The organism is Arthrobacter sp. CAN_A214 (assembly GCF_015751955.1).
In the GTDB taxonomy this organism is placed as follows: Bacteria; Actinomycetota; Actinomycetes; order Actinomycetales; family Micrococcaceae; genus Arthrobacter_D.
Map to the genome: position 1 here is coordinate 124,932 of NZ_JADOUU010000007.1, position 25,816 is coordinate 150,747.

The following is a 25,816-nucleotide window of genomic DNA, read 5'->3' on the forward strand; positions in this document are numbered from 1 at the left end:
TCAATGCAGAAATAGAACACCCGTACTAATCGTCAGAGTCGGGCGATACGCTCGATGTCCTCGCGGAAGTCCTGGGCGACCTCCGCTGAGACGGTGGTGCGTGTTTCGGCGATCGCAGCTAGGTAGTCGGTGGTCGACGGACCTGCCGCGACCGGCGGCTGCTGTCCATCGGTGCCGCTGTACGCGGGGCTGTACACGGCTTTCTCCAGCGCCTGCTGTGAGGCCTTCCGCGCCGCATGTTCGACGTCGGCGGGTGAAAAGCCGTCCGTCGCTCGAACCAGGGATTCGACGTCGACGTCGGCCGCGACCTCCTGCGGGATGTAGCGCGCCCAGATGGCGTGACGTGCCTCCTCGTCCGGCAGGCCGATGGGGATGACGTAGTCGAAGCGTCCGTGCCGGAGGAAAGCCGTGTCGAGGGCCCGGATGAAGTTGGTGGCGCAGACGAGCAGCCTCCCCGGCTGTTCGCGGAAGGCGGGAATGATCTTCAGGAGCTCATTCGTCACTCCCTGGAGCGGTGACGGCGGTTCGCCCTGGCGCTGCGCCGCGATCTCCTCGACCTCGTCGATGAAGACCACGGCGTGTTCGAGTTCGGAGATGTTGAGGAACGTCTCGCGAAGCGCACCGGCGAGCCCGCGCGGATCGGAGGCGAGCCGTGAGGGAAACACCTCGACGAAGGGCCATTCGAGGCGGGACGCGATGGCCTTGGCGAAGGTGGTCTTCCCGGTGCCGGGCGGTCCGAACAGCACCACGGCACGCGGTGGAACGACGCCGTACTGGTCGGCGAGGTCGGGATTGGCCAACGGCAGCACCAGACGGCGTTCAAGCAGTTCCTTCTCACGCTGCATTCCGCCGACGGCGTTCCAGAGGTTCCGGGCCATCAGCCGGCCGCCCAGTTCCCCCAGCAGCCCCATTTCCTGCCGGTGCACGGGTATCTCCCGTTCGAAGTACCGCAGGTGCTTCCGGTCGATGAACCCGGAGTTCAGGAGCGCGCCGACGCGCTGCTCGGTCTCCGGCACCAGCGTGGACAGCTTGGTGAGCCCGAGGGGCGCCATCCGGTTCTCGATCGACGCGAGCATCCCGCTGCCGATGCCCCGATTTCGCCAGTTCTCCTCGATGGCGAAGAACACGATCCAGCCCTGGTCGTGCGCGGCCCGGGCCACAGCCGCTCCGACCACGGTCTCGCCATGCACGGCGACCACCGCGTGGTCCTTCTGGCAGGAGGCGATCACCTCGGCGAGCGCGTAGACAGGTTCGACGCCGGCCTTGTGTGCCTGCTCCCACAAATGGAGGATGGCGTCCATATCTGCCGCGTGAAAGTCCCGGATCCGCCAGCCGGTCATGGAGTGTCCTTACCTAGGAGGGTCGTCATCGACTGCTAGACAGCATTGCATAGGCGATGGATCCGACGAGCCTTTATGACACTCCGGCTGGCCGGACCGGTCACATAGGCTTGACGCATGATCCTTCTGACCGGCTTCGAGCCCTTCGGCGGCGAAACCGTCAACCCGTCCTGGACCGCAGCGCAGCTCGCTGCCACGGCGTTGCAGGCCGCGGGCCGGAACGCGGCCGCCGTCGAGCTGCCGTGCGTCTTCGGAAAGAGCGCAGAGGTGCTCCGGGACGCTATCGGGCGGCTGCAGCCCATGCTGGTGCTGTGCGTGGGCCAGGCCGGCGGACGGTCGAGGATATCCATCGAGCGTGTGGCCATCAATGTGGACGACGCCCGGATCCCCGACAACGCCGGCAACGCCCCCATCGACCAGCCGGTGAGGCTCGGCGGTCCGGCCGCCTATTTCAGCACCCTGCCGATCAAGGCAGGCAGGGCCGCGGTGGCTGCTGCGGGCCTGCCCGTGGAGGTCTCGCAGACGGCAGGCACCTATGTCTGCAACTCCGTCTTCTATGCGTTGATGGATGCCCTGGCCGGGCTGGACGGCGTGAGGGGCGGGTTCATTCACGTGCCCTTCTCCGATGAGCAGGGCCTGCGCCACGGGCAGCCCGGCCTTGCCGTCGAGGACATGGCGGCGGCGCTCACGCTGGTGGCGACCGCTGCCCTGACGGCTGACGGCGATCTGGTCGACGGTGACCTGCGTATGGCGGCGGGCGCGGAACACTAGCGCCACCATGGAAAACAGCACCACCATGGAAGCGGATTCCCACACAGCTGAGCCGGAGCCGGGCGTCGGAGGCAAGGCCGGTACCTATCCCGTCCTATCCGCAGCGGCGGCCGGGCGGCAATCCGCCGACGCCGGGCACGACCTACGCCTGAAGAGGGCGGCCGGGAACTAAACGCGCTTCCGCCGCCGTGTCCGTAGGAATGCGACGCTTCGTGGCGGGCGCTCGCGGTAGCCGCCGTCGGCAAGGCCAGCCGTTCGTTCGAAGACGTTGCGCGACGCCGGATCCCCGGTGCGCAGCAGTGACCAGGCTGCGGCGGTGAAGTAGAGCGGAAGGAACGGCAGACCGAGGCATAGTGCGTACTGGCGTGCATGTCGCGATTCGTGGTTCAGCAGTGCCCCGGTGGGCTGCGCGCGGCTCCCGCGGAGGAACACCACGCTGCCCACGGTGAAGGCCCGCGCCCGCGGAAGTGACCCGGTGAACCCTTCGGCCAGCAGGAGCCCGTGTGGTCCGCGCGAGACGGCGCACCCCTTGGAGCGGGCGAGGAGCAGTCCGCAGGGGGTGGAAAGGTTCAGCCAGTTCAGTGCGTGAATCAGCGACGGGGTGCCCATGCGGCCATCGTAGCGGCGCGTCAATTAGACTTGCCCTGCCGGAGCGCTTCGAGCGCGCCGGCTTCCCATGAGCGGCACACGCAGGTCAGCTGTGCTGCCGGACACGCGAACGAAAGGGCCAGGTAGGCCATCCGAATGTCGAAATTCCCAGAGCAGGACGGCGCCGACCGCGCCGCCGCCGAAATCCCCGATCCGCTGGATGCCGATGCGGTAGCTGCCGCCGTCGAGCGTGCGCTTGCCGACATCGCCTCCGCCGCTGACCTCGAGGAGTTGAAGGCCGCCCGGATCACCCACACCGGCGAGAAATCGGCTCTGAGCCTGGCCAACCGGGGCATCGGTGGCCTCGCCAAGGAGCAGAAGGCAGCGGCCGGCAAGAATATCGGCCCCGCACGCGGCCGGATCAGCCAGGCACTCGCGGCACGCGTGGTCGAACTGGAGACCGAGCGCGATGCGCGCATCCTGGTCGAGGAGGCCGTGGACGTCACCGCCGCACCACGACGGCGCCGAGCGGGTGCGCGTCACCCGCTCTCGACCCTGCAGGAGCGTGTGTCGGACGTGTTCGTCGGCATGGGTTGGGAGATCGCCGAAGGGCCGGAGCTGGAATCCGAGTGGTTCAACTTCGATGCCCTGAACTTCGCACCCGACCACCCGGCACGGGAAATGCAGGACACCTTCTTCGTGGAACCTCCCGGCGCCCACCTGGTGCTGCGGACGCACACCTCGCCCGTGCAGGTCCGTTCGATGCTTGAGCGCGAGCTTCCCATCTACGTCCTGTGCCCGGGCAAGGTCTTCCGCACGGACGAACTGGACGCTACGCACACCCCGGTGTTCCACCAGTTCGAGGGCCTCGCCATCGACAGGGGACTCACCATGGCGGACCTCGTGGGAACGCTCGACCACTTCACGCAGCAGCTGTTCGGCGCGGAAGCCAAGGTGCGCCTGCGCCCCAACTACTTCCCGTTCACCGAGCCGAGTGCCGAACTCGATGTCTGGCACCCCGGCGCGAAGGGCGGTCCGCAGTGGATCGAGTGGGGGGGCTGCGGCATGGTCAACCCAAACGTGCTGCGGGCCGCGGGCATCGACCCGGAGATCTACTCCGGCTTCGCCTTCGGCATGGGGATCGAGCGGGCCCTCATGTTCCGCAATGAGGTCAGCGACATGCGGGACATCATTGAGGGCGACATACGTTTCAGCGAACACTTCGGGATGGAGATCTAAGTGAGAATCCCTCTTTCATGGCTGCGTGAATACGCCGCAGTGCCGGTCGATGCAACGGCCGAGGACGTCATGGCCCATCTGGTCCGGGTGGGGCTCGAGGAAGAGGCCGTCCACCGGCCGACCGACGAGCTGCAGGGCCCCATCGTGGTGGGACAGGTACTCAGCATCGTCAAGGAGCCGCAGACCAACGGCAAGACCATCAACTGGTGCTCGGTCCGCGTCGTCCCGGAGGGCGCTGAGCAGGAACTCGACGGCGACGGCATCGATCCGAGCGGCTTGCAGGGAATCGTCTGCGGCGCGCACAACTTCCAGGAGGGCGACAAGGTGGTGGTCACGCTGCCGGGCGCCGTTCTTCCCGGCGACTTCCGCATCAGCCCGCGGAAAACCTACGGCCATGTGTCGGCGGGCATGATCGCTTCCGTGAAGGAGCTCGGCATCGGGGAGGACCACGACGGCATCCTCGTGCTGTCCACGCTGGGACTCGACCCTGAACCGGGCACCGACGCGATGGAGCTGCTCGGTCTGTATGACGAGGCCGCCGAGATCAATGTCACCCCCGACCGGGGTTACTGTTTCTCGATCCGTGGTGTCGCCCGCGAGTACGCCCACGCCACGGGGACCTCGTTCACCGACCCGGCCGGCGCCGTCGTCGTGCCCGACGCGACCGGGAACGGTTACCCGGTGCGGCTCGAGGACTCGGCTCCCATCTACGGTCGGCCCGGCTGCGACCGTTTCGTGGCGCGCACCGTCCGCGGCGTTGATCCCACCCGTCCCACGCCGACCTGGCTGTCCGCGCGCCTGCGCCTGGCCGGGATCCGGTCCATTTCGCTGGTGGTCGATGTTTCGAACTACGTGATGCTCGAGCTCGGCCAGCCGCTGCACTTCTACGATCTCGACCGGCTCTCGGGGGACATCGTGGTGCGCCGAGCGCTTCCGGGAGAGAAGCTGACCACACTCGATGACAAGGTGCGCGCACTCGACACCGGCGATCTCCTCATCACCGACGATTCGGGCCCCATCGGCATCGCCGGCGTCATGGGCGGCGCGGCGACCGAGGTCTCGGGAAGTACCGTCAACGTCCTGATCGAGTCGGCACACTTCGAGGAGGTGGGCATCGGGCGCTCGCGCCGCCGCCACAAACTACCCTCCGAGGCCTCCAAGCGCTTCGAGCGCGGAGTGGACTGGAACGTCGCGGACATCGCGGCACAGCGCGCCGTCGAGCTCATCACGAGCCTGGCCGGCGGCACCGCGGATCCCACGGGGACCGACGAGGGCCACGCCCCCGCGCCGCGCGTCATCGACCTCGCCGGAGATTTCCCCTCCCGACTGATCGGGCGGGAGTTCACGCCGGAGCAGATCATCGGAACCCTCGAGGACCTCGGAGCCTCGGTCACCGCGCATGACGGCGGTTACTCGGTGACGCCGCCGAGTTGGCGCCCCGACCTTGAGACCCGTGAGGACCTGACTGAGGAGATCATCCGCCTCGAGGGCTACGACACCATTCCGTCCACCCTTCCCGTGGCCCCACCCGGACGGGGACTGACGCGGGTCCAGCAGCAGCGGCGTCGCCTGATGAACGCACTGGCAGCCTCCGGGCTGACCGAAGTGCTGTCCTACCCCTTCGTCAGCGAACGGAGCAACGCCGTCTTCGGAAACGCGGATGAGGGCACGAAGGTAGCCGCGGTGAAGCTCGCCAATCCGTTGAGCGCCGAACTGGGCTACCTGCGCACCTCGGTGCTGCCGGGGCTCATCGAGGTGGTGAAACGGAACCATTCCCGGAGTTTCCGCGATTTGGCACTCTTCGAGGCCGGACTGGTCTTCCAGCCCGCCGGGTCCATGGGCACCGGATCCATCCCGCCACTGGGTGAGAAGCCGGCGGAGGAGGTCCTCGACGCACTGTATGAGGGCATTCCCTACCAGCCGCTCACCATTGCCGCTGTCTTCACCGGCAACGACGCGCCGGCCTCGGCCGGTTCCGCTCCCCGGGCCTGGGACTGGGCCGATGCCCTCGACACGGTGCGGCTGATGGGCGACGTGGTGGGGGTCGAGGTCATCATCGAACAGGGCACCCACCAGGCGTTCCATCCCGGACGGACCGCCCGGGTGGGGCTGCGCGACGGCGAGGTGCTGGGTTACGCGGGGGAGCTGCATCCGAAGCTGATCGCCACGCTCGACCTGCCCGCCCGGACGGTTGCGCTCGAAATCAACGCCGATCTCCTCTTCGAGGCGGCGGCGGACGTCATCGTCGCCCGCCCGTTGTCTTCGTTCCCTGCCACTACGCAGGATGTGGCGCTCGTAGTAGCCGACGGCGTGGTGTCCTCGGAAGTCCTGGAGACGCTCCGCGAAGGCGCGGGGGAGCTGCTGGAGGACGTTCACCTCTTCGACGTCTATGCGGGCGAGGGCATTCCCGAGGGCAGCAAGTCCCTCGCTTTCGCGCTGCGCTTCCGGGCTCCCGACCGCACCCTCACCGCGGATGAGGCGAGCGCGGCACGGGATGCCGCCGTCGCACTCGCGTCGACCCGTTTCGGGGCGGTCCAGCGACGCTGAGTCGCTACCGAGCCATACAGACGTGGCGAGCTGCCCAGCTTTCAACATCGAAAGTGCTGCTAGCCGGCGTGTTGCCCTCCGACAAGCTCATCGATAACCAAGAACCGGGCAGGGCCCCGCTCGTCAGCATGGGCACCGGGCCTTCGGGCCCTGGGCGCGGCGGCAACCCCCGCCGATCAAGCACTTGTGGCGGCTTCGCTCGACAAATGCCGCCACAAGTGCTCAATCAGTGAGGGGTGTGAGGGGAGCGGCCCTTCGGTAGCGCCGCTGGGGGGTCAGGGGATGAGCAGAAGCTTCCCCGTCGTCCGCCGTGCCTGGAGATCCTCGTGAGCCCGCGCCGCCTCCGCCAGGGGATAGCGTGCACCGATGCGGACGTCCAGCTGACCGGCAGCGATGGCGCCGAACAGTTCCTCGGACCGCCAGCGCCGTTCCTCGGGGGTGCGCAGGTGGTGCACCAGGGAGGGCCTGGTGATGTGGAGGGAGCCGCCGCTGTTGAGTCGTTGAGGGTCGAACGGGGCCGGGGCGCCGGAGGCCGCTCCGTACAGCACCATGGTGCCGCGGACGCGCAGGCTCTTCAGCGAATCGTCGAACGTGGACTTCCCGACGCCGTCGTACACCACGTCGACGCCGGTACCGTCGGTCAGCGCGTGCACCGCGTCGGCGAAGCCCTCGTAGGGCAGCACCTCGTCGGCACCGGCCCCGAGGGCCAGTTCCTCCTTCTCCCGCGTGGAGACCGTCGTGAAGACCCGTGCACCCTTTGCCTTCAACAGCTGGATCAGAAGAAGGCCCACGCCGCCGGCGCCTGCGTGCGCCAGCACCGTGCTGCCGGCGTCCACCGGATAGGTCGAGTTGATGAGGTAGTGCGCCGTCATGCCCTGAAGGGGAACGGCCGCCGCGGTCTCCAGGTCGATACCCTCGGGTACCGGCAGGGCGCGGTCGGCGTCGACGAGCGCGTACTCGGCGTAGGTCCCGATCCCCTCGGCGAACGCCACGCGGTGCCCCGGAGCGAAGCCTGCGACGTCCTGACCAACTTCCTCCACCACACCGGCGGCTTCGGCCCCGGGCGTGAAGGGGTGCGCCATCGGATAGGCCCCGCTGCGCTGATACGTCTCGATGAAGTTGACCCCGGCCGCGGCAACGCGGACGAGCAGCTGGTTTTTTCCCGGAACGGGCCTCGCGGCGTCCTGCGGCTTCAGCACATCCGGGCCGCCCGCCTGTTCAACGACGATGGCTGTGGGCATGATCGACTCTCCATTCCTGGTTCGCAAAGGGCTGTGGCCCATGCTATTCCCTCGATCCGCCGGACCGGAGATCGCAACAGGCGGTGAATATTTATGTGGATGCTTGTATATATGTGGGGTAGGCTGATTTCATGCCTTTTTCTGTAGCGGTGTCAGGTGCCAGCGGCTATGCCGGCGGGGAGCTCCTCCGCCTGCTTGCGGCCCACCCCGACGTCTCCATCGGCGCCATCACCGCGCACAGCAATGCGGGGGCGAAGCTCGGAACGCTCCAGCCACACCTCCACGGGCTGTTCGACCGGATCCTCGAGGACACGACGGTCGAGGTGCTGTCCGGCCACGACGTCGTGTTCCTGGCGCTGCCGCACGGCGCCAGCGCCGATATTGCGGCGCAACTGCCGGCCGAGACCCTCGTGATCGACGCCGGCGCGGACCACCGCCTGGAGGATCCGCAAGCCTGGGTGAAGTTCTACGGCTCCGCGCATGCCGGCACCTGGCCCTACGGGCTTCCCGAACTCGCCGGCAACCGTGCCGAACTGCGCGGTGCACGTCGCATCGCGGTACCCGGCTGCTACCCCACGAGCGTCCTGCTCGCGCTCGCCCCCGGCTTCGCAGCCGGGCTGCTCGAGCCGACCGACGTCGTCGTGGTGTCCGCCTCCGGCACCTCCGGGGCAGGCAAAGCAGCGAAGGCGCACCTGCTGGGCTCCGAAGTGATGGGCGGTATGAGCCCCTACGGAGTGGGCGGCGGCCACCGGCACACCCCCGAGATCGAGCAGGGCCTCAGTGGCGCTGCAGGCGAACCCGTGACCGTCTCGTTCACACCGACCCTTGCTCCCATGGCGCGTGGCATCCTCACCAACGCGACGGCGCGCGTGAAGCCCGGCACGACGGCGGAGCAGCTGCGCCGCGCGTGGGAGGACGCCTACGGGAACGAGCCGTTCGTGAAGCTGCTTCCCGAAGGCCAGTGGCCGGCGACCAAGGCGGTGCTGGGATCGAATTACGCCAACCTGCAGCTCGCCTCGGACGGGCATGCAGGGCGCGTCATCGTCAGCTGCGCCATCGACAACCTCACCAAGGGCACCGCCGGTGGAGCCATCCAGTCCATGAACATCGCCCTCGGCCTCGACGAGACCGCGGGCCTGACCATCCAGGGAACCGCACCATGAGCATCACCTACCCCGGCGGGTTCCGCGCATCGGGCGTTACCGCAGGGCTCAAGGCTTCCGGCAAGCCCGACGTCGCCCTGGTGGCCAACGATGGTCCGCTGCACTCTGCCGCAGCAGTCTTCACCTCCAACCGGGTGGCCGCCGCCCCCGTGCACTGGTCCAAGCAAGTGGTTTCGGACGGCCGCGTGGACGCCGTTGTCCTGAACTCGGGTGGCGCCAATGCCTGCACCGGGCACGAGGGCTTCCAGAACACGCACCGCACGGCCGAGGCGGTGGCGGACCTGCTCGCCATCTCAGCCACCGACGTCCTCGTCTGCTCGACGGGCCTGATCGGCGAACAGCTCCCGATGGACAAGCTCCTGCCGGGAGTCGAGGCTGCGGCCGGGGGGCTGAGTACTGCCGGGGGCGCGTCTGCGGCCGAGGCGATCCGGACCACGGACACCGTCTCGAAGGAGGCCCGCTACCCGGCGTCCGCCGACTCCCCGAGCGAGGGCTACTCGATCGGCGGCATGGCCAAGGGTGCCGGCATGCTCGCGCCGGGGCTGGCCACCATGCTCGTGGTGCTCACCACCGACGCCGTCCTGCGTCCGGAGCAGCTGGACGCCGCTCTGCGGTCCGCCACGCGGGTCAGCTTCGACCGCACTGATGCCGACGGCTGCATGTCGACCAATGACACCGTGGTGCTGCTCGCCTCGGGCGTCAGCGGCGTGATTCCGGACGAAGCACATTTCACCGAGGCCCTGACCGGCGTATGCCTCGACCTCGCGGCCCAGCTCATCGCTGACGCCGAGGGTGCGAGCCACACCATCGCCATCACCACGGTTCGCGCAGCGAGCGAGCACGACGCCGAAACGGTGGGCCGCGCCGTCGCCCGCTCCAACCTCTTCAAGACCGCGATCTTCGGCAACGACCCCAACTGGGGACGTGTGCTGTCCGCCGTCGGGACCACGGACGCCGTGTTCGAGCCGGATGAGCTGAACGTGTCGATGAACGGCATCCAGATCTGCCGAAACGGCGGGATCGGGGATTCCCGCGACCTCGTTGACCTCAGCGGAAGGGATGTCACGGTGGAAATAGACCTGCGAGCCGGATCCGCCGCCGCAACCATCTGGACCAATGACCTCACGCACGACTACGTGCATGAGAATTCGGCCTACTCGAGCTGATGGGAATCCGCACCGTGACACCGACAGAACTCCCGGCGAGCACCCTGCTGGCCCAGGACAAGGCCTCCACACTCATCGAGGCCCTGCCCTGGATCCAGCGCTTCGCCGGAACCACCATGGTCATCAAGTACGGCGGCAACGCCATGGTCAACGAGGAGATGCGCCGCGCCTTCGCCGAGGACATCGTGTTCCTGCACCACGTGGGCATCCGGCCCGTGGTGGTCCACGGCGGAGGGCCGCAGATCAACCACCTTCTTGAACGCCTCGGTATCACCCCTGAGTTCAAGGGCGGGCTGCGCGTCACCACCCCCGAAACCATGGACGTGGTCCGCATGGTCCTCACCGGGCAGGTGGGGCGCGAACTCGTGGGCCTCATCAATTCGCACGGCCCCTACGCGGTGGGGCTCTCCGGTGAGGACGGCGGCCTGCTGCAGGCCGTCCGCACCGGCACGGTAGTGGACGGGGAGGACGTGGACCTCGGCCTCGTGGGCGAAGTCACCAGCGTGAACCCCGGAGCCATCCTCGACATCCTCGAGGCCGGGCGCATCCCCGTCATCTCGACTGTCGCTCCCGAGATCGACGCCGACGGCGGAGCCACGCAGCAGGTGCTGAACGTCAACGCGGACACTGCCGCCGCAGCGCTCGCGGAGGCCCTCGGCGCGTCGAAGCTCGTGATCCTGACCGACGTCGAGGGCCTGTACGCCGACTGGCCGGACCGGGACTCGCTCCTCTCCTCGGTCACCACCACACAGCTCCGGGCCATGCTGCCGACGCTCGAATCGGGCATGATTCCCAAAATGACTGCGTGCCTTCGCGCGGTGGAGAACGGCGTCGAGCGTGCGCATATCGTTGACGGGCGCCTTGCGCACTCCATGCTGCTCGAGACGTTCACGACGGCGGGGATCGGTACCCAGGTGGTACCCGATGTCGCCGTGCCGTCGGTCGTCGGATTTGGCGTTCCGCTGCGGGGTACCGCGGTGCCGTCGGGTACGCGTGCACCGGCGCACACCGGGCCGGGCACCGCAGCGTCCACTGGCAGGGAGCCCGCGGAGCGGGCCGCCGGGGACGGACCGTCCGGTGCGGAGTGGCTCTCGCGGTATACCGACTCGCTCATGGGCGTCTTCGGTACGCCGCAGCGCGTCCTCGTGCGCGGCGACGGCTGCTACGTGTGGGACGCCGACGGAAACCGGTACCTCGATCTTCTCGGCGGGATCGCCGTCAATGCCCTCGGCCACGCCCACCCTGCCCTCACCTCGGCCGTCTCGGCCCAGTCCGCGACCCTCGGGCACGTCTCGAACTTCTTCACGAGCCCTCCCCAGATCGCCCTCGCGGAGAAGCTTCTTGCCCTGGCGGAGGCACCCGCCGGCTCGAAGGTCTTCTTCACCAACTCCGGCACCGAGGCGCTCGAAGCGGCCTTCAAACTGGCACGGCGAAACAGCTCGCCCACCCGCAGGAGGATCCTTGCGCTCGACGGCGCTTTCCACGGCCGTACCATGGGAGCCCTCGCGCTGACCTCGAAGCAGGCCTACCGGGAACCCTTCGAACCGTTGCCCGGGGGTGTCGAGCACTTGCCGTTCGGCGACATCGACGCACTGATCGCGGCCGTGGATGACACCGTGGCCGCCGTCGTCCTCGAGCCCGTCCAGGGCGAGGCGGGCGTGCGTCCGCTTCCCGCGGGCTACCTCCGGACCGCGCGCGAGGTGACAAGCCGCCACGGTGCGCTCCTGATCCTCGACGAGGTTCAGTCCGGGATGGGCCGCACCGGGAAGTGGTTCGCGCACCAGTCCGACGGCGGCGAAGAGGATGCAGTGCTTCCTGACGCCATGACGCTGGCCAAGGGCCTGGGCGGAGGCTTCCCGATCGGTGCCCTCGTGACCTTCGGCGCCACGGTGTCGTCCCTGATCACCGCGGGCCAGCATGGCACCACGTTCGGGGGGAACCCGGTGGCGACGGCGGCCGGCCTTGCCACCATCGACGCACTCGAATCGGGCGGTCTACTGCAGCACGCTGCCGTCATCGGCGACTATCTGCGGAACGGCCTGACGCAGGTATCCGGCGTGAGGGAGATCCGGGGCAGCGGGCTGCTGCTCGGGTTCGATGTCGACGGCGGCTACGCACCGTCCGCCGTGAGCGCAGCCCTGGCGGCAGGCTTCATCGTCAACAGCACGGGCCCGCACACCATCCGGCTGGCACCGCCGCTGATCCTGACCGAGGACCAGGCCGCATCCTTCCTCGCAGCCCTCCCGACAGTGCTGGACACCGCCAGAACCGTCTCTTCCGCAGCCTCCGTCAAGGGAGCCTCATCATGACCCGGCACTTCCTCGTCGACACCGACCTCACCCCGGCCGAACAGGCGGAGGTCCTCGACCTTGCGCTCGAGCTGAAGGCGAACCCGTACGCGGAAGCCGTCTACGCAGGGGAGGGCGCGGGTCGCCGCACCGTCGCGCTGATCTTCGACAAGACCTCGACGCGGACACGGGTGTCCTTCGCCGCAGGGATCGCGGATCTCGGCGGTGTGCCGCTGGTGATCGGTGCGGGGGAATCGCAGCTCGGCCACAAGGAGTCCATCACCGATACGGCGCGGGTGCTCGAGCGGATGGTGGCGACCATCGTGTGGCGGACCTACGCGCAGGCAGGGCTCGAGGAAATGGCCGCGGCGTCGCGGGTACCCGTCATCAATGCCCTCTCCGACGACTACCACCCGTGCCAGCTCCTCGCCGACCTGCTGACCATCCGGGAGCACAAGGGACCGCTCGCCGGGCTCACCCTCGCCTATCTCGGCGATGCTGCGAACAATATGGCGAACTCCTACCTGCTCGCGGGGGTGACGGCGGGGATGCACGTACGCATCGCCGGGCCGCAGGGCTTCCTGCCGGCCGAACCGGTGGTCGACGCCGCACGTTCCCGGGCCGCGGAGACCGGCGGATCGGTGCTCGTCACCACGGACGCTGCCGAGGCGCTCGCCGGAGCGGATGTCGTCGCTACCGACACCTGGGTCTCCATGGGCCAGGAGGACGAAAAGGCTGCGCGCGCCGAACTCTTCCGTACCTACGCCGTGGATGCCGCCGCCATGGCACGCGCGGCACCGGACGCCGTCGTCCTGCACTGCCTGCCCGCCTACCGCGGCTACGAGATCTCGGCCGACGTGATCGACGGGCCGCAGTCCGTGGTGTGGGACGAGGCAGAGAACCGCCTGCACGCCCAGAAGGCGCTTCTGGTGTGGCTGATGAAGGCGTCCCAGGCGTCCCAGGCGTCCCGGGCGGACGGGGGATGACGGCCATGGCAGCGCAGCGGGATCCCGTCCATCCGTCCACGAAGATCGCACGCCACGCGCAGATCCGGGCGCTGCTCACCAGCCAGTCGGTACGCTCGCAGGCCGAATTGGCCGCCCTGCTCGGCGCCAACGGTGTCCTCGTCACGCAGGCCACGCTGTCCCGCGACCTCGTTGAACTCGGCGCCGTGCGCGTCCGGGGGAAGGAGGGAACGCTGGTCTACGCCGTGCCCGCCGAGGGTGGCGGCCGCGCTCCGCAGAGCGGGATCACCCAGGAAATCCTCGATGCACGCCTCACCCGGCTGTGCAGTGAGCTGCTGGTCACCGCGGAGGGGTCCGGCAACCTCGTGATCCTGCGGACCCCTCCCGGGGCCGCCAATTTCCTTGCCCTGGCCATCGACCACTCGGTGATGCCGTCGATTCTTGGCAGTATTGCCGGTGACGACACCGTAATGCTGGTGACACGCAAGGTCGACGGCGGCGCGGAGGTCGCCGAGCGTTTCCTGGGCCTCGCGCAGGAAACCTGACGTCCTGACTTTTTTCCACAACCATTGCCGGTACCCACATCGGCCCCACAAGAGGAGCATATTTCCGTGACCGAACGCATTGTTCTCGCCTATTCCGGCGGACTCGACACCTCAGTGGCCATCGGCTGGATCGCCGAAGCCACCGGCGCCGAAGTGATCGCCGTCGCCGTCGATGTCGGGCAGGGCGGCGAATCGCTCGAGACCATCCGCCAGCGTGCGCTGAGCTGCGGCGCCGTGGAGGCGTACGTTGCCGACGCCCGCGACGAGTTCGCCAACGAGTACTGCATGCCGGCGCTCAAGGCCAACGCCCTGTACATGGACGCCTACCCGCTGGTGTCCGCGATCTCGCGCCCGGTGATCGTCAAGCACCTCGTGGCGGCGGCCCGGGAGTTCGGTGCCACCACCGTCTCCCACGGCTGCACCGGCAAGGGCAACGACCAGGTGCGCTTCGAGGTGGGCATCCAGACCCTCGGCCCCGACCTCAAGTGCGTCGCGCCCGTGCGCGACCTCGCGCTGACCCGTGACAAGGCGATCGCCTTCGCGGAGGCCAAGGGCCTGCCGATCGAGACCACCAAGAAGAACCCGTTCTCCATCGACCAGAACGTCTGGGGACGCGCCGTCGAAACCGGTTTCCTCGAGGACATCTGGAACGGACCCACCAAGGACGTCTACGATTACACCGCGTCACCCGAATTCCCGCCCGCTGCTGACGAGGTGACCATCAGCTTCCGGGAGGGCATTCCCGTCGCGATCGACGGCCACGCGGTCACGCCGCTCCAGGCCATCGAGGAGCTCAACCGCCGCGCCGGCGCGCAGGGCGTGGGCCGCATCGACATCGTCGAGGACCGCCTCGTGGGCATCAAGAGCCGCGAGATCTACGAGGCCCCCGGTGCCATGGCACTGATCGCCGCACACCGCGAACTCGAGAACGTTACCGTCGAGCGCGAACAGTCCCGCTTCAAGAAAACCGTCGACCAGCGCTGGACCGAACTGGTCTACGACGGCCAGTGGTTCTCCCCGCTCAAGCGTTCACTGGAGACCTTCATCGACGACACCCAGAAGTACGTCACCGGCGACATCCGCATGGACCTCCACGGCGGCCGTGCCACGGTCACCGGGCGCCGCTCCGACGTCGCACTCTACGACTTCAACCTCGCCACCTACGATTCCGGTGACACCTTCGACCAGTCCATGGCCCGCGGTTTCATCGAGATCTTCGGCCTGTCCTCAAAGGTGGCGTCGAGCCGCGACCAGCGGGCAGGCGCCTGATGGATCCAACCTCCGAGGGTGGGGGGCGCCCGGGGACGAACGAAGGGTCGCTCTGGGGCGGCCGGTTCGCCGGTGGCCCCGCGGATGCCCTCGCGGCGCTGAGCAAGTCGACGCACTTCGACTGGCGCCTCGCGGTCTACGACATCGAGGGCTCCCGCGCGCATGCTCGAGTCCTGAACCGCGCCGGTCTGCTCGACGATGCGGAACTGGCCGGGATGCTCGATGCCCTAAACCGGCTCGACGCTGACGTCCGCTCCGGCGCGTACGTTCCCGCGGACTCCGATGAGGACGTCCACGGATCCCTCGAGCGCGGGCTGATCGAGCGTGCCGGGCCGGAGCTCGGGGGAAGGCTCCGAGCAGGGCGCTCCCGCAACGACCAGGTGGCCACGCTCGGCCGGATGTACCTCCGGGACCACGCGCGGATCATCGCGCGCGGCACGCTGGCGACGATCGAGGCGTTGATCACTCAGGCTCGGACGCATGCCGGTGTGCCCATGCCGGGGCGCACCCACCTCCAACATGCCCAGCCGGTACTGCTCAGCCACCATCTGCTGGCGCATGCCTGGGCGCTGCTGCGCGATGTCCAGCGGCTGCAGGACTGGGACCGGCGGGCCGGGGTCTCCCCCTACGGCTCGGGGGCCCTCGCTGGATCCTCCCTCGGTCTCGACCCCGAAGCTGTTGCCGCTGACCTCGGATTCTTCTCTGCCACCCACAACTCGATCGACGGCACCGCATCCCGGGACGTCTATGCGGAGTTCGCGTGGGTTGCCGCGATGATCGGCGTCGACCTTTCCCGCATCAGCGAGGAAATCATTATCTGGGCCACCAAGGAGTTCTCCTTCGTGACCCTCGACGATGCCTTTTCCACCGGTTCCTCGATCATGCCGCAGAAGAAGAACCCCGACGTCGCGGAGTTGGCCCGTGGCAAGGCCGGGCGCCTGATCGGGAATCTGACCGGACTTCTGGCCACCCTGAAGGGGCTTCCCCTTGCCTACAACCGGGACCTGCAGGAGGACAAGGAACCGGTGTTCGACGCCGTGGACACCCTCGAGGTGCTGCTGCCCGCGGTGTCCGGAATGATCGCGACGCTGACGTTCAACACCGAACGGCTGGCGGCGCTCGCTCCGCAGGGCTTCGCGCTGGCCACGGACATCGCCGAGTGGCTGGTGCGGCAGGGCGTACCCTTCCGTGAAGCGCATGAACTGTCGGGTGCCGCCGTGCGCGTGGCCGAGGGACGCGGCGTCGAACTGTGGGACCTGACCGACGTGGAGTTCGCCGCCATCTCGGACCATCTCACGCCTGCCGTCAGGGAGGTCCTGACCGTCGAGGGGTCACTGGCCAGCCGCGACGCGCAGGGCGGGACGGCACCGGCGGCGGTGGCGCGCCAGCTGGAGGCACTCGAGGAGGAGCTGGCCACGGTGGCGGGGTACGCCGAAGGGCGTTAGTACGTCCGCGTAGCCCGTCCCCGGGCCCGCCGACCTCGAATCGGGTGCGCGGGGAGATTGCGGATCTCCGTGAGGAGTGCCGTTCTTCCCGCGTATCCGATGTAGCGGCCGCGCTCCCACTACGCCTGCCGCGAAGCGCGTTGACACAGGGGGGACGCCCCAGCACATTGGGAGCATGCAGCCCTCCAGCGAGCGCGCCAAACTGAGCGAATTCTGGCCCTACCTCCGGGGCCATGGCGGTGTCCTCGGAGCTGCCGCCGTCGTATCGGTGGTGGCGACAGGCTTGTCCGTAGTGCAGCCGCTGATGGTCCAGCGGCTGGTCAATGCGGTTTCGGCCGGCAACCCGGGCGGCCGCTTTGTCTGGCTGCTCGTCGCGATCACCCTTGCGGGGGCCGTGTTCAACGCCGGACAGTCCTACCTCCTCCAGCGCACCGCCGAATCGGTGGTCCTGGGGCTCCGGCGCTCGCTCATCGGGCACCTGCTCAGTTTGCCGATCCGCGAGTTCGACAGGCGCCGCGTCGGGGACCTCATGTCCCGCGTCGGCTCCGACACCACCCTCCTGCGCAGCGTCATTACTTCCGGACTCTTCGACATCGTGTCCTCGGTGCTGATGTTCGTCGCCGCCGTCGTGCTCATGATCCTCCTCGACCCGTTCCTGTTCGGCATCACCCTCGGCGCCGTGGTGCTCGGGACGGGCGGCGTGCTGATGCTGGGCACCCTCATCCGCCAGCGGAGCAAGGATGTGCAGGACGCCGTCGGCGCGATGTCCGCCGCCGTCGAGCGGGGCCTGTCCGGAATCCGCACCATCAAGGCTTCCGTCGCCGAACAGCGTGAAGCCGCCGTGATCGACGCCGAGGCCGTCAGCGCGTTCCGCGCGGGAATCGCCATGGCGAAGCTGCAGGCCGCCGTGCAGCCCATCATGTCCGTCTGCATCCAGGGCGCCTTCATCGTGGTGCTCGCGGTCGGTGGCCTCCGCGTGGCCAGCGGCGCCCTCCAGTTGGGCGACCTCCTGGCCTTCATCCTGTACCTGTTCCTGCTCGTCCTGCCGATAGGTTCGGCGATGAGTGCTTTCGTTCAGATCCAGTCGGGGCTCGCTGCCCTCGACCGGATCCAGGAGATTGCACGGCTTGAGCCGGAAGACCAGGACGAGGACGAGAACGAGAACGAGAACGAGAACGAGAACGGCGGGAGTGCAGGCGCGGGGAACGGCGGCGGTGGGCATGACAGTGCCCACGCCTCCGGAAGTCCTGCCGCTACCGTGAGCTCCGCCGCTGCCGCTACGGCGGGACGCGGCGTCGCGATCGAGGAAGGCCGCGGCGCACGGGCCCCATTCCTGGAGCTGCGGAACGTGCGGTTCCGCTACGACCGTGACGAGCCGTCCGAGCAGCTCCTTGGATCACCGGAGGACGAAGCAGCGCAGGAGGCAATCGCCGAAACCACAGCGCCCGACGCCCCCTGGATCCTCGACGATGTTTCCTTCACTGTTGCCGCCGGGAGCCGTACCGCCCTCGTCGGGCCGTCAGGGGCCGGCAAATCGACGGTACTGGCCCTTCTCGAGCGCTTCTACGAACCCACCTCGGGGAGCATCTCCTACGACGGTGCGCCGATCAGCAGCATGCCTCGATCAGCACTCCGGCAGCGCATGGGCCTCGTTGAGCAGGAAGCTCCGGTGCTCAGTGGCACCCTTGCCGACAACCTCCGCCTTGCCGCCCCGACGGCAAGCGATGCTGACCTCGAGGCCGCGCTCGACGCCGTCGGGCTGACCGCGCTCATCGGCCGATCGGAGGACGGGCTGCAGCTCAACCTCGGCGAGGACGGCGTGCGACTGTCGGGCGGGCAGCGCCAGCGCCATGCGTGGGCGCGCACCATCCTCGCGGATCGGCCGGTGCTCCTGCTGGACGAACCAACGTCGTCGGTGGATTCGCGGACCGAACAGCTGCTGCAGCAGACCCTGGGCAGGGCGGCGCAGAACCGCACCGTCATCGTGGTGGCCCACCGGCTCTCGACGGTCGCCGACTTCGACCAGATCCTTGTGCTCGACGGCGGCCGGGTGGTGGCGGGCGGCACGCATGCCGAACTCCTGGTGGGCAACGAACTGTACCGCGACATGGCGGCACGGCAGCGGCTCACCGCGGACGTGTTGGAGAACTGACCGCCGCTCGCAGGAGCTGGTCGGCCCTGTTGGAAGCTAGCAGGGCACGGTCGTCGCGCCCTGCTCCCGGTCGAGGAGGCGCTGCTTGATTTCCAGCCCCCATCGGAATCCGCCCAGCGAGCCATCCGTGCGGACCACCCGGTGACACGGCACGAAGAGTGCTGCGGCGTTCCGGGCACAGGCTCCCGCCGCGGCGCGCACCGCTCCTGCGCTTCCGGCGAGTTCCGCATACTGCGTATAGGTGACGGGTGCCCCGGGCCGGACGCTGCGGAGGACATCCCAGGCGTGGCTGCGGAACGGCCCCGAGACCTGGCGCACTGCAATGCCGTCGATCGCGGCGAGGTCGCCGTCGTAGTAGGCGCGCACGGCTTCCGTCATCGACGTCAACCCCGGAGATCCCCGCCCGGCGATCGGGTGCCTCAGGCTCGGGTGGATCTGGCCGGTGAGCTCGTCCACCGAGGCGGTCCAGCCCGAGGAGAGGACAGCGCCGCCGGTTTCGATGATGGTGAACGGTCCATCGGGGGTGGGAATAGTCACCACGGATGCTGGGGAGAGGAGTGCGCTGGTCATGGAGTTGCTTTCTCGGCTGGGATCGATCGGCGATTGGTTGCGGTCCGTACGGGCGCGGAGCGCCACAGGTGCATCGTGGCGTAGGACCGCCAGGGGCTCACTCCGCTGAGGGCGCCGGCCATGTCGCGCTCCGTCTTGGTCCGGGGCCCGGCAGGGGAACCCCGTCGGGTCAGTGCGACCCACGCGTTACAGACGGCGGCGTCGTTGCCGAGCAGGACGTCGGTTGCCCCGAGCACGCGCATGGCCACGTAATCCGCTGTCCAGGGGCCGATGCCCGCCAGCGGGAGAAGCTTTCCGCGGAGGCTCTGCAGGTCGTCTCCGACGCCGATGTCGAGGGTTCCGTCGGACAACGCCTCCGCCGTGGCGCGGATGGCCTCGATGCGCCGGGCCGGTCCGCGGAGGAGGTCCCCCGCGGAGGCCGCGATGTCCGCGGCCGAGGGAAAAAGCCGGGTGAAACCGTCGACGGCGAGGCGCGGTTCACTGCCCGAAGCGGCGAGAACGGTCAGGGCACCGGTCGCCGCCTTGACCGTCACCTGCTGTCCGATCAGGGCACGCATCAGGATCTCGTGCGGGTCCACGCCGCCCGGCAGCCGGATCCCCGGAACACTCCGGACCAGTGGAGCGAGGTCGGGTTGCTGTGCCAGCACCGTGTCGATGGCCGCGGGGTCGGCATCGAGATCGAAGAGGCGTCGAATCCGGGTGAGCAGCACGGGAAGATCGGCGAGTTTCTCGAGGACGATCGAGACCTTCATCCCCGCCCTGCCCGCTGACACGGCGACCGCCTCGGCGTGGAACCAGCCGTGGCCGCCGGGCAGGCGAACCAGCCGCGCGTACCCGTTGGCGGACGCCTCCTCGACACCACGGACCGCACGGGCCTTGAGGAAGGTGAAGATCCCATTGTCGTAGGGAGGCCGAACCGGAAGGGTCAGGGTGAGCGTGGTGCGCCCCCCGTCGACGGGAGACCCACGGTGTGGGCTCGCTCCCCGGAGTTGCGAGGGAGTGAGTGCATATACCTCGGCCACTGTGTCGTTGAACTGGCGAATACTGCTGAAACCGGCGGCGAATGCGACATCGGAGAACAGTAGGTCCGTCCCCGTCAGCAGGGTGCGTGCTGTTTGCGCGCGTGCCGCACGCGCAAGGGCGAGCGGACCGGCACCGAGTTCCTCCCGCAGGATTCGGTTCAGCTGGCGGGTCGAGTACCCGAGCCGGAGGGCAAGGCCGCCGACTCCGGAGCGGTCCACTTCGCCGTCGGCAATGAGGCGCATGGCCCGACCCGCGGCATCGTTGCGGAGGTTCCACTCCGGCGTGCCGGGCACTGCCTCGGGCAGGCACCGCTTACAGGCCCGGAAACCCGCTTCATGGGCGGCGGCGGACGTCCGGTAGAACCTCACATTCGCAGGTTTCGGGGTGCGCGCAGGGCACGACGGCCGGCAGTAGATACCCGTCGAGGACACTGCGGTGACGAACTGACCGTCGAAGCGCGTGTCCCGCGAATCGATTGCCCGGTACCGCTGCCAGAAGTCCATTGCTCCATCCTGACAGTGCGGCGGACCACAAGCTAGCGGGAATCGGACATTACGGTGGCGTCAGGTTCCCCTCCCCACCGCGGATCTTGCTAGCGTTCATCCGGTGGTTCTCCCTACCCCGCCTCCTTCTTCCTCCGCCCCCGCCGGGACGCGTGACCGCCTCTCGGTCAGCGCGCTCGAGGCGGCGCCGCTGCTTCTGGGGGCAACGCTGACGCACTTCGACGACGACGGTCCGGTCAGCGTGCGCATCACCGAGGTGGAGGCCTACCTCGGGCCAGTGGACCCAGGTTCGCATGCCTTTCGGGGCCGGACCGCCCGGAACGACTCGATGTTCGGCCCGGCCGGGCACCTCTACGTCTACTTCACCTACGGCATGCACTACTGCGTGAATGTCGTCTGCGGGACGGACGGCTGGGCTACCGGTCTGCTCCTTCGCGCAGGGGAGATCACCGGCGGGCTCGACCTGGCCCGTCACCGCCGGAACACTCCGAAGACGGACTTGGACCTCGCGCGCGGGCCGGCCCGGCTCGCGCAGGCCCTCGGGCTGGATCGGCGTTACGACGGCGCTGATGCGCTGGCTCCGCCCTTCACCCTTGCGCTGCCACCCGGGCCGGTTCCGGCGTCGGGCTACTCCACCGGGCCGCGGGTCGGAGTAAGCGGCCCGGGGGGCTCCACCGACTACCCCTGGCGGTTCTGGCTGCCCGGCGAGCCCACGGTGTCGCGCTATCGGCCGGGTAAGTCCCTCAAAGGACCGTAGGGAGGCGGGGTGACCGACAGCCCGGCCGTGCCGTGGCGCGGGAGTCCGCAGCTCCGGGAGGCCGCGGACGGCCCGCCGGGCACGGGGTCCGCGCGTTGTCGACGGCGTAGGAGTTCCGCACGCTAGAATTGACGGTCTGTCTTTTTCGGGAGGGAACCCCCATGCATGAAACATCCCAGGCGAAAGCCGAACTGGAGCACGAGCGCGGGTACGTCGGCGGCCTGTACCGGCGGTTGGACGACCTCCGGGCCGAGAAGGCGCAGCAGCTGGCAGAGGTGCGCCGCAGCGCCTCCGCGGGGTCGCACCAGAACCGGTCGGAACGCGATGCCTTCGCCACGATGTACGAGGACCGGCTCGCCCAGCTGAACGCGGTCGACGACCGGCTCGTGTTCGGGCGTCTCGACCTCGACGACGGCGACAAGCGCTACATCGGCCGCATCGGGCTGTCCGACGACGAACTGCGCCAGCTCATGGTCGACTGGCGCGCACCGGAGGCCGGAACTTTCTACCAGGCCACGGCCTTCGAACGCATGGGCGTGCGACGGCGGCGCCACCTGATTCTTGCCAGGCGCGACGTCGTCGCCATCGAGGACGACGTGCTCGACGCCGGCATGCTCGGCGACGACGATTCCCTGCAGGGCGAGGGCGCCCTCCTCGCGGCACTGAATACCCGCAGGACCGGCCAGATGTCCGACATCGTGGGAACCATCCAGGCCGAACAGGACCGCATCATCCGCGCCCCGCTGCCCGGCATCACCGTGGTCCAGGGCGGCCCGGGAACCGGAAAGACCGCCGTGGCACTGCACCGCGCAGCCTACCTGCTGTACACGCACCGCGAACGCCTGAAATCGGCCGGCGTACTGCTGGTCGGACCCACCGACGCCTTCATGCGCTACATCGAACGCGTGCTGCCCTCGCTGGGGGAGACCGGCGTGGTCATGGCCGGGATCGGCACCCTGATGCCCGGGATCACCACGATCCCCGAGCCGGGCGAGGAAGCCGCCGCACTGAAGGGAACCCTCGACATGGCGCGCATCGTCAAGCAAGCCGTCGCCAACCGGCAGCGGGTTCCAGCGGAGGACAAGCGGCTCGACGTCGAGGGAACCCGGCTCACGCTGACGCCCCGGCAGGTGGCGCGTGCGCGCGAACGCGCGCGGGCCACCGGCAAGCCGCACAACGAGGCCCGGGTGACCTTCGTCCGGATCCTCCTGCGGGAGCTGACCGAGCAGCTGCTCGAAACCCTCGAGGCATCGTCGGGCGCGGGAAACAACGCCGACCGCTCCTATTTGGCGGAGGATGTGCGGAGCTCTCGGGACGTACGGATCGCGCTGAACCTCGCCTGGATGCCGCTCACTCCCCAGAAGCTGGTTTCGGAACTGCTCAGCCGCCCCGACCAGCTGGCTGCCGCTGCACCCCAGCTCAGTGACGCCGAGCGCGCGATGCTCCTGAGGGCGTCCGACGCACCCTGGACCGAGGCGGACGTCCCACTGCTCGATGAGGCTGCGGAGCTCCTCGGCGAGTTCGATGTCTCGGCCGGGCGAAGCGCCGCCGCGCGCGAACAGGAGCACCGCCGCGATCTCGCCAATGCCGAGCGCACGCTGGAGAACGTGAATGAGTCGCTTGCGGACTCGGGCGTCGACGGCGTGGTCACGGCAGAGGCCCTGGCGCTCCACAACACGGTAACCGTCACAAGGGCGACGGCGGCCGAACGCGCGGCCGGCGACCGCACCTGGGCCTTCGGGCACATCGTGGTGGACGAGGCGCAGGAACTCTCTCCCATGCAGTGGCGCCTGCTCATGCGACGGTGCCCGCTGAAATCCTTCACCATCGTCGGTGACATCGCGCAGACCAGTTCCGCCGCAGGATCACGGTCCTGGCAGCAGGCACTCGAACCGTTCGTGGGGGAGCGGTGGCGGCTCGAGGAGCTGACCGTGAACTACCGGACGCCGTCGCAGATCGCCGAGGCGGCTGTTCGCATGGCCAACGCCGCAGGCCTTGTGGTCTCAGCGCCCAAGGCCGTGCGCGAGGGTCGGTACGCGCCCGTCGTCGATGCCGTTCCGGACCTGATCCCCGCGCTCGTCGCCGCGCTTCCCGAGGAGCTCGAGGCGATCGACGGCGGGTTGCTCGCCGTGATCGCACCGGAGGACCGCCTGGCCGAGGTCCGCTCGGCGCTCGAGCCGGCGTACGGCTCACGCGTCGGCACCGGTGCAGGCGGGCCGGGTCAGGACATCGTGGTCATCTCCCCGCGCGGCTCCAAGGGCCTCGAGTTCGACGGCGTCACCATCCTCGAGCCGCAACTCATGCTCGATTCCGCCACTGCCCGCGTCGGCGACCTGTACGTCGCGATGACGCGTCCCACGCAGCGGCTGAGGCTGATTTCCACGGGCAGGATCCCGGAGGGTATCGAGGGCTGATAATTTGGATGCTGTGCCGCAGCAACCAGAATCCCCAGTCCGGAATAAAACCGCCCAGCAGAACGATCCCTCCTTCGCGAACGTCTGGCAGGAGCTCCGCTGGCGCGGCCTCGTGCAGGTGTCGACCGACGAGACCGAACTCGAGGCGCTCCTTTCGGGGGACCCCATCGTGTTCTACTGCGGCTTCGACCCGACGGCACCAAGCCTTCACCTCGGGAACCTGGTCCAACTCCTGACCATGCGGCGGCTCCAGCTCGCCGGGCACAGGCCCCTTGCGCTGGTCGGTGGATCCACCGGGTTGGTCGGTGATCCACGCCCGACGGCGGAGCGCACCATGAACACCAAGGAAACCGTTGCGGAGTGGGTCGGCTACCTGCAGGGACAGGTGCAGCGCTTTCTCAGTTTCGAGGGTGCCAACGGGGCCCGGATGGTGAACAACCTCGACTGGACGGCGCCGATGAGCGCCATCGATTTCCTGCGCGAGGTCGGCAAATACTTCCGCGTCGGCACGATGATCAAGAAGGACATCGTGGCGACCCGCCTCAACTCGGACGAGGGCATCAGCTACGCCGAATTCAGCTACCAGATCCTTCAGGGCATGGACTACCTTCAACTGTTCCGGGAGTACGGCTGTGTGCTCCAGACCGGCGGCTCGGACCAGTGGGGCAACCTGACCAGCGGTACCGACCTGGTCCGAAAGGCGGAGGGTGCCGGCGTCCACGCCATCGGCACCCCGCTCATCACCAATTCCGATGGAACCAAATTCGGAAAAAGCGAGGGCAATGCCGTGTGGTTGGATCCGGCCATGACAAGTCCCTACGCGATGTACCAGTTCTGGCTGAACACCTCCGACGCCGACGTCGTCGACCGTCTCAAAATCTTCACCTTCCGCTCCCGCGAGGAGATCGCCGCCCTCGGGGTCGCGACCGAGGAGCAGCCCCACCGGCGCGAAGCGCAGCGGATGCTCGCCTACGACGTGACCTCGCTGGTGCACGGTGTCGACGCCACCGAGAAGGTGATTGCCGCGTCAGCCGCACTGTTCGGGCAGGGAGAGCTGGCGGACCTCGATGAATCGACGCTGACGGCCGCCACGGCCGAGCTCGAGTCCGTGACCGTCTCTCCTTCTGCGCTGGGAATAGTGGATCTGCTGGTGGCCACCGGTCTTTCCGCGAGCAACTCCGCTGCGAGACGCACCGTCGCCGAAGGTGGCGCCTACGTCAACAATCTCAAGATCACCGACGCCGAGCACGTGGTGGGGGAGGAAGCCCTCCTTCACCACCGATACCTGCTGGTGCGCCGTGGCAAGCGAAATCTGGCAATGGCCGACATCGGCGCGGCTGGTTAGTCCGGCTCCCGTAGTCCCCGACACGGTCGGGTCCTTGAAGGGGAGAAGTGTTGCTCCTGCTGGCTGGGTGTGTGGGTGTTGGTGGGGTGTGTGGTGGTTTGGGTTGGTGGTTGGGTGGGTTGGGTGTAGTGTTTGTTGAGTTGCCCTGTTGTGGGTGGCCTTCCCTCCTTTTTTGTTGCTGATGCGGCGCGTTTTTTTGGTGTCGGGTTGGTGGTGTTTTGTGGTGGGTTGGGGGTTTTTTGTGGGTTGGTGGGGTTCGCGGTTGGCGGGTTCGGCTGATTTGACAGGGAATCGAAGCATGGAATAGGTTAGTAACACATCGCAGCGAAGAAATAAAGAGTCTGAACGAGAATTTTTGAGGAAGTTTTCGGGGCTTGGGAGTATTCGGTTGTGTCTGTTGTTTGAGAACTCAATAGTGTGCCAAGTTTGTTGATACCGATTGTTTTTTGATTGGTTGAATTGGCTGGTTGCCTGCTTTGTGGTGG

General features: G+C 68.1%; 20 protein-coding genes and 1 pseudogene. 16 read left to right on the forward strand and 5 right to left on the reverse strand.

The genetic code is table 11. The annotated features are described in order from the left end of the window. Window positions 1–32: 32 nt before the first annotated feature. Window positions 33–1,340, reverse strand: a complete 1,308-nt coding sequence (locus IWX65_RS08770; RefSeq protein ID WP_196882103.1) for an ATP-binding protein — start codon at window positions 1,338–1,340, stop codon at window positions 33–35. Between the two features lie 117 nt (window positions 1,341–1,457). Here IWX65_RS08770 and pcp point away from each other — a divergent pair, with 117 nt between their 5' ends. Both pcp and IWX65_RS08780 read left to right on the forward strand, forming a co-directional pair. Beyond that, window positions 1,458–2,111 carry a pyroglutamyl-peptidase I gene (gene pcp, locus IWX65_RS08775; RefSeq protein WP_196882105.1) on the forward strand — a complete coding sequence of 218 codons (654 nt, stop codon included), beginning with the start codon at window positions 1,458–1,460 and terminating at the stop codon, window positions 2,109–2,111. A 7-nt stretch (window positions 2,112–2,118) separates the two neighbouring features. Then, complete coding sequence (locus IWX65_RS08780) at window positions 2,119–2,283, forward strand: hypothetical protein (protein ID WP_196882107.1); 165 nt, start codon at window positions 2,119–2,121, stop codon at window positions 2,281–2,283. On the opposite strand, the gene IWX65_RS08785 is transcribed toward IWX65_RS08780, so the two are convergent. Further along, window positions 2,280–2,720 carry a hypothetical protein gene (locus tag IWX65_RS08785; protein WP_196882109.1) on the reverse strand — a complete coding sequence of 147 codons (441 nt, stop codon included), beginning with the start codon at window positions 2,718–2,720 and terminating at the stop codon, window positions 2,280–2,282. The two genes, IWX65_RS08780 and IWX65_RS08785, sit on opposite strands and share 4 nt — an antisense overlap. Before the next feature lie 135 nt (window positions 2,721–2,855). On the opposite strand from IWX65_RS08785, the gene pheS reads away from it, so the two are divergent. Both pheS and pheT read left to right on the forward strand, forming a co-directional pair. After that, entirely contained in the window at window positions 2,856–3,938 is a 1,083-nt protein-coding gene (gene pheS, locus IWX65_RS08790; RefSeq protein ID WP_196882111.1) for a phenylalanine--tRNA ligase subunit alpha, read from the forward strand. After that, window positions 3,939–6,485 carry a phenylalanine--tRNA ligase subunit beta gene (gene pheT / locus IWX65_RS08795; protein WP_196882113.1) on the forward strand — a complete coding sequence of 849 codons (2,547 nt, stop codon included), beginning with the start codon at window positions 3,939–3,941 and terminating at the stop codon, window positions 6,483–6,485. 275 nt (window positions 6,486–6,760) lie between these two features. On the opposite strand, the gene IWX65_RS08800 is transcribed toward pheT, so the two are convergent. Then, a complete protein-coding gene (locus IWX65_RS08800) occupies window positions 6,761–7,726 on the reverse strand; it encodes a quinone oxidoreductase family protein (protein ID WP_196882114.1) in 966 nt (321 codons plus the stop codon). Window positions 7,727–7,857: 131 nt separating this feature from the next. Between IWX65_RS08800 and argC the strand changes: the two genes are divergently transcribed. The 9 genes and pseudogenes from argC to IWX65_RS08840 all read left to right on the forward strand — a co-directional run bounded on the left by argC (window position 7,858) and on the right by IWX65_RS08840 (window position 18,719). Continuing rightward, complete coding sequence (gene argC, locus IWX65_RS08805) at window positions 7,858–8,889, forward strand: N-acetyl-gamma-glutamyl-phosphate reductase (protein ID WP_196882116.1); 1,032 nt, start codon at window positions 7,858–7,860, stop codon at window positions 8,887–8,889. Further along, complete coding sequence (argJ, locus tag IWX65_RS08810) at window positions 8,886–10,055, forward strand: bifunctional glutamate N-acetyltransferase/amino-acid acetyltransferase ArgJ (RefSeq protein ID WP_196882118.1); 1,170 nt, start codon at window positions 8,886–8,888, stop codon at window positions 10,053–10,055. Before argC ends, argJ begins: the two co-directional genes overlap by 4 nt. After that, window positions 10,055–10,981, forward strand: a pseudogene (gene argB, locus IWX65_RS17780) (acetylglutamate kinase); the annotation flags it as partial. The gene argJ and the pseudogene argB, both read left to right, overlap by 1 nt. A 51-nt stretch (window positions 10,982–11,032) precedes the next feature. After that, complete coding sequence (locus IWX65_RS08815; RefSeq protein ID WP_442859180.1) at window positions 11,033–12,364, forward strand: acetylornithine transaminase; 1,332 nt, start codon at window positions 11,033–11,035, stop codon at window positions 12,362–12,364. Further along, entirely contained in the window at window positions 12,361–13,329 is a 969-nt protein-coding gene (gene argF / locus IWX65_RS08820) for an ornithine carbamoyltransferase (protein WP_196882119.1), read from the forward strand. The genes IWX65_RS08815 and argF overlap by 4 nt, the downstream gene beginning before the upstream one ends. A 5-nt stretch (window positions 13,330–13,334) precedes the next feature. Next, window positions 13,335–13,853, forward strand: a complete 519-nt coding sequence (locus IWX65_RS08825) for an arginine repressor (protein ID WP_196882120.1) — start codon at window positions 13,335–13,337, stop codon at window positions 13,851–13,853. A gap of 66 nt (window positions 13,854–13,919) precedes the next feature. After that, window positions 13,920–15,122 carry an argininosuccinate synthase gene (locus IWX65_RS08830; RefSeq protein WP_196882121.1) on the forward strand — a complete coding sequence of 401 codons (1,203 nt, stop codon included), beginning with the start codon at window positions 13,920–13,922 and terminating at the stop codon, window positions 15,120–15,122. Beyond that, complete coding sequence (argH, locus tag IWX65_RS08835) at window positions 15,122–16,567, forward strand: argininosuccinate lyase (RefSeq protein WP_196882122.1); 1,446 nt, start codon at window positions 15,122–15,124, stop codon at window positions 16,565–16,567. The genes IWX65_RS08830 and argH overlap by 1 nt, the downstream gene beginning before the upstream one ends. Before the next feature lie 175 nt (window positions 16,568–16,742). Further along, window positions 16,743–18,719: an ABC transporter ATP-binding protein gene (locus tag IWX65_RS08840; RefSeq protein WP_196882123.1), complete on the forward strand. Its 1,977-nt coding sequence runs from the start codon at window positions 16,743–16,745 to the stop codon at window positions 18,717–18,719. Between the two features lie 36 nt (window positions 18,720–18,755). Here IWX65_RS08840 and IWX65_RS08845 read toward each other — a convergent pair whose 3' ends face one another. Together IWX65_RS08845 and IWX65_RS08850 are read right to left on the reverse strand one after the other, a co-directional pair. Then, on the reverse strand, window positions 18,756–19,289 hold the full coding sequence (locus IWX65_RS08845; RefSeq protein WP_196882124.1) for a methylated-DNA--[protein]-cysteine S-methyltransferase: 534 nt from the start codon (window positions 19,287–19,289) through the stop codon (window positions 18,756–18,758). Further along, window positions 19,286–20,815 carry an AlkA N-terminal domain-containing protein gene (locus tag IWX65_RS08850; protein ID WP_196882127.1) on the reverse strand — a complete coding sequence of 510 codons (1,530 nt, stop codon included), beginning with the start codon at window positions 20,813–20,815 and terminating at the stop codon, window positions 19,286–19,288. Before IWX65_RS08850 ends, IWX65_RS08845 begins: the two co-directional genes overlap by 4 nt. A 103-nt stretch (window positions 20,816–20,918) precedes the next feature. Between IWX65_RS08850 and IWX65_RS08855 the strand changes: the two genes are divergently transcribed. The 3 genes from IWX65_RS08855 (at window position 20,919) to tyrS (ending at window position 25,331) form a co-directional block, all read left to right on the forward strand. After that, entirely contained in the window at window positions 20,919–21,572 is a 654-nt protein-coding gene (locus IWX65_RS08855) for a DNA-3-methyladenine glycosylase (RefSeq protein WP_196882129.1), read from the forward strand. A 161-nt stretch (window positions 21,573–21,733) separates the two neighbouring features. Then, on the forward strand, window positions 21,734–23,986 hold the full coding sequence (locus IWX65_RS08860) for a HelD family protein (protein WP_196882131.1): 2,253 nt from the start codon (window positions 21,734–21,736) through the stop codon (window positions 23,984–23,986). Between the two features lie 13 nt (window positions 23,987–23,999). Next, the gene (gene tyrS / locus IWX65_RS08865; protein ID WP_196882133.1) at window positions 24,000–25,331 is read left to right on the forward strand and encodes a tyrosine--tRNA ligase; all 1,332 of its coding nucleotides are present in this window, start codon (window positions 24,000–24,002) and stop codon (window positions 25,329–25,331) included. The last annotated feature ends 485 nt before the right edge of the window (window positions 25,332–25,816 follow it).

Excerpts from the sequence above, each read along its gene's own strand:
- argC (WP_196882116.1), top strand. The coding sequence starts at position 7,858 with ATGCCTTTTTCTGTAGCGGTGTCAGGTGCCAGCGGCTATGCCGGCGGG.
- IWX65_RS08825 (WP_196882120.1), top strand. The coding sequence starts at position 13,335 with ATGGCAGCGCAGCGGGATCCCGTCCATCCGTCCACGAAGATCGCACGC.
- IWX65_RS08770 (WP_196882103.1), bottom strand. The coding sequence starts at position 1,340 with ATGACCGGCTGGCGGATCCGGGACTTTCACGCGGCAGATATGGACGCC.
- IWX65_RS08850 (WP_196882127.1), bottom strand. The coding sequence starts at position 20,815 with ATGGACTTCTGGCAGCGGTACCGGGCAATCGATTCGCGGGACACGCGC.
- IWX65_RS08860 (WP_196882131.1), top strand. The coding sequence starts at position 21,734 with ATGCATGAAACATCCCAGGCGAAAGCCGAACTGGAGCACGAGCGCGGG.
- IWX65_RS08845 (WP_196882124.1), bottom strand. The coding sequence starts at position 19,289 with ATGACCAGCGCACTCCTCTCCCCAGCATCCGTGGTGACTATTCCCACC.
- argF (WP_196882119.1), top strand. The coding sequence starts at position 12,361 with ATGACCCGGCACTTCCTCGTCGACACCGACCTCACCCCGGCCGAACAG.
- pcp (WP_196882105.1), top strand. The coding sequence starts at position 1,458 with ATGATCCTTCTGACCGGCTTCGAGCCCTTCGGCGGCGAAACCGTCAAC.
- pheS (WP_196882111.1), top strand. The coding sequence starts at position 2,856 with ATGTCGAAATTCCCAGAGCAGGACGGCGCCGACCGCGCCGCCGCCGAA.
- argJ (WP_196882118.1), top strand. The coding sequence starts at position 8,886 with ATGAGCATCACCTACCCCGGCGGGTTCCGCGCATCGGGCGTTACCGCA.
- IWX65_RS08785 (WP_196882109.1), bottom strand. The coding sequence starts at position 2,720 with ATGGGCACCCCGTCGCTGATTCACGCACTGAACTGGCTGAACCTTTCC.
- IWX65_RS08800 (WP_196882114.1), bottom strand. The coding sequence starts at position 7,726 with ATGCCCACAGCCATCGTCGTTGAACAGGCGGGCGGCCCGGATGTGCTG.
- IWX65_RS08840 (WP_196882123.1), top strand. The coding sequence starts at position 16,743 with ATGCAGCCCTCCAGCGAGCGCGCCAAACTGAGCGAATTCTGGCCCTAC.
- IWX65_RS08780 (WP_196882107.1), top strand. The coding sequence starts at position 2,119 with ATGGAAAACAGCACCACCATGGAAGCGGATTCCCACACAGCTGAGCCG.
- argH (WP_196882122.1), top strand. The coding sequence starts at position 15,122 with ATGGATCCAACCTCCGAGGGTGGGGGGCGCCCGGGGACGAACGAAGGG.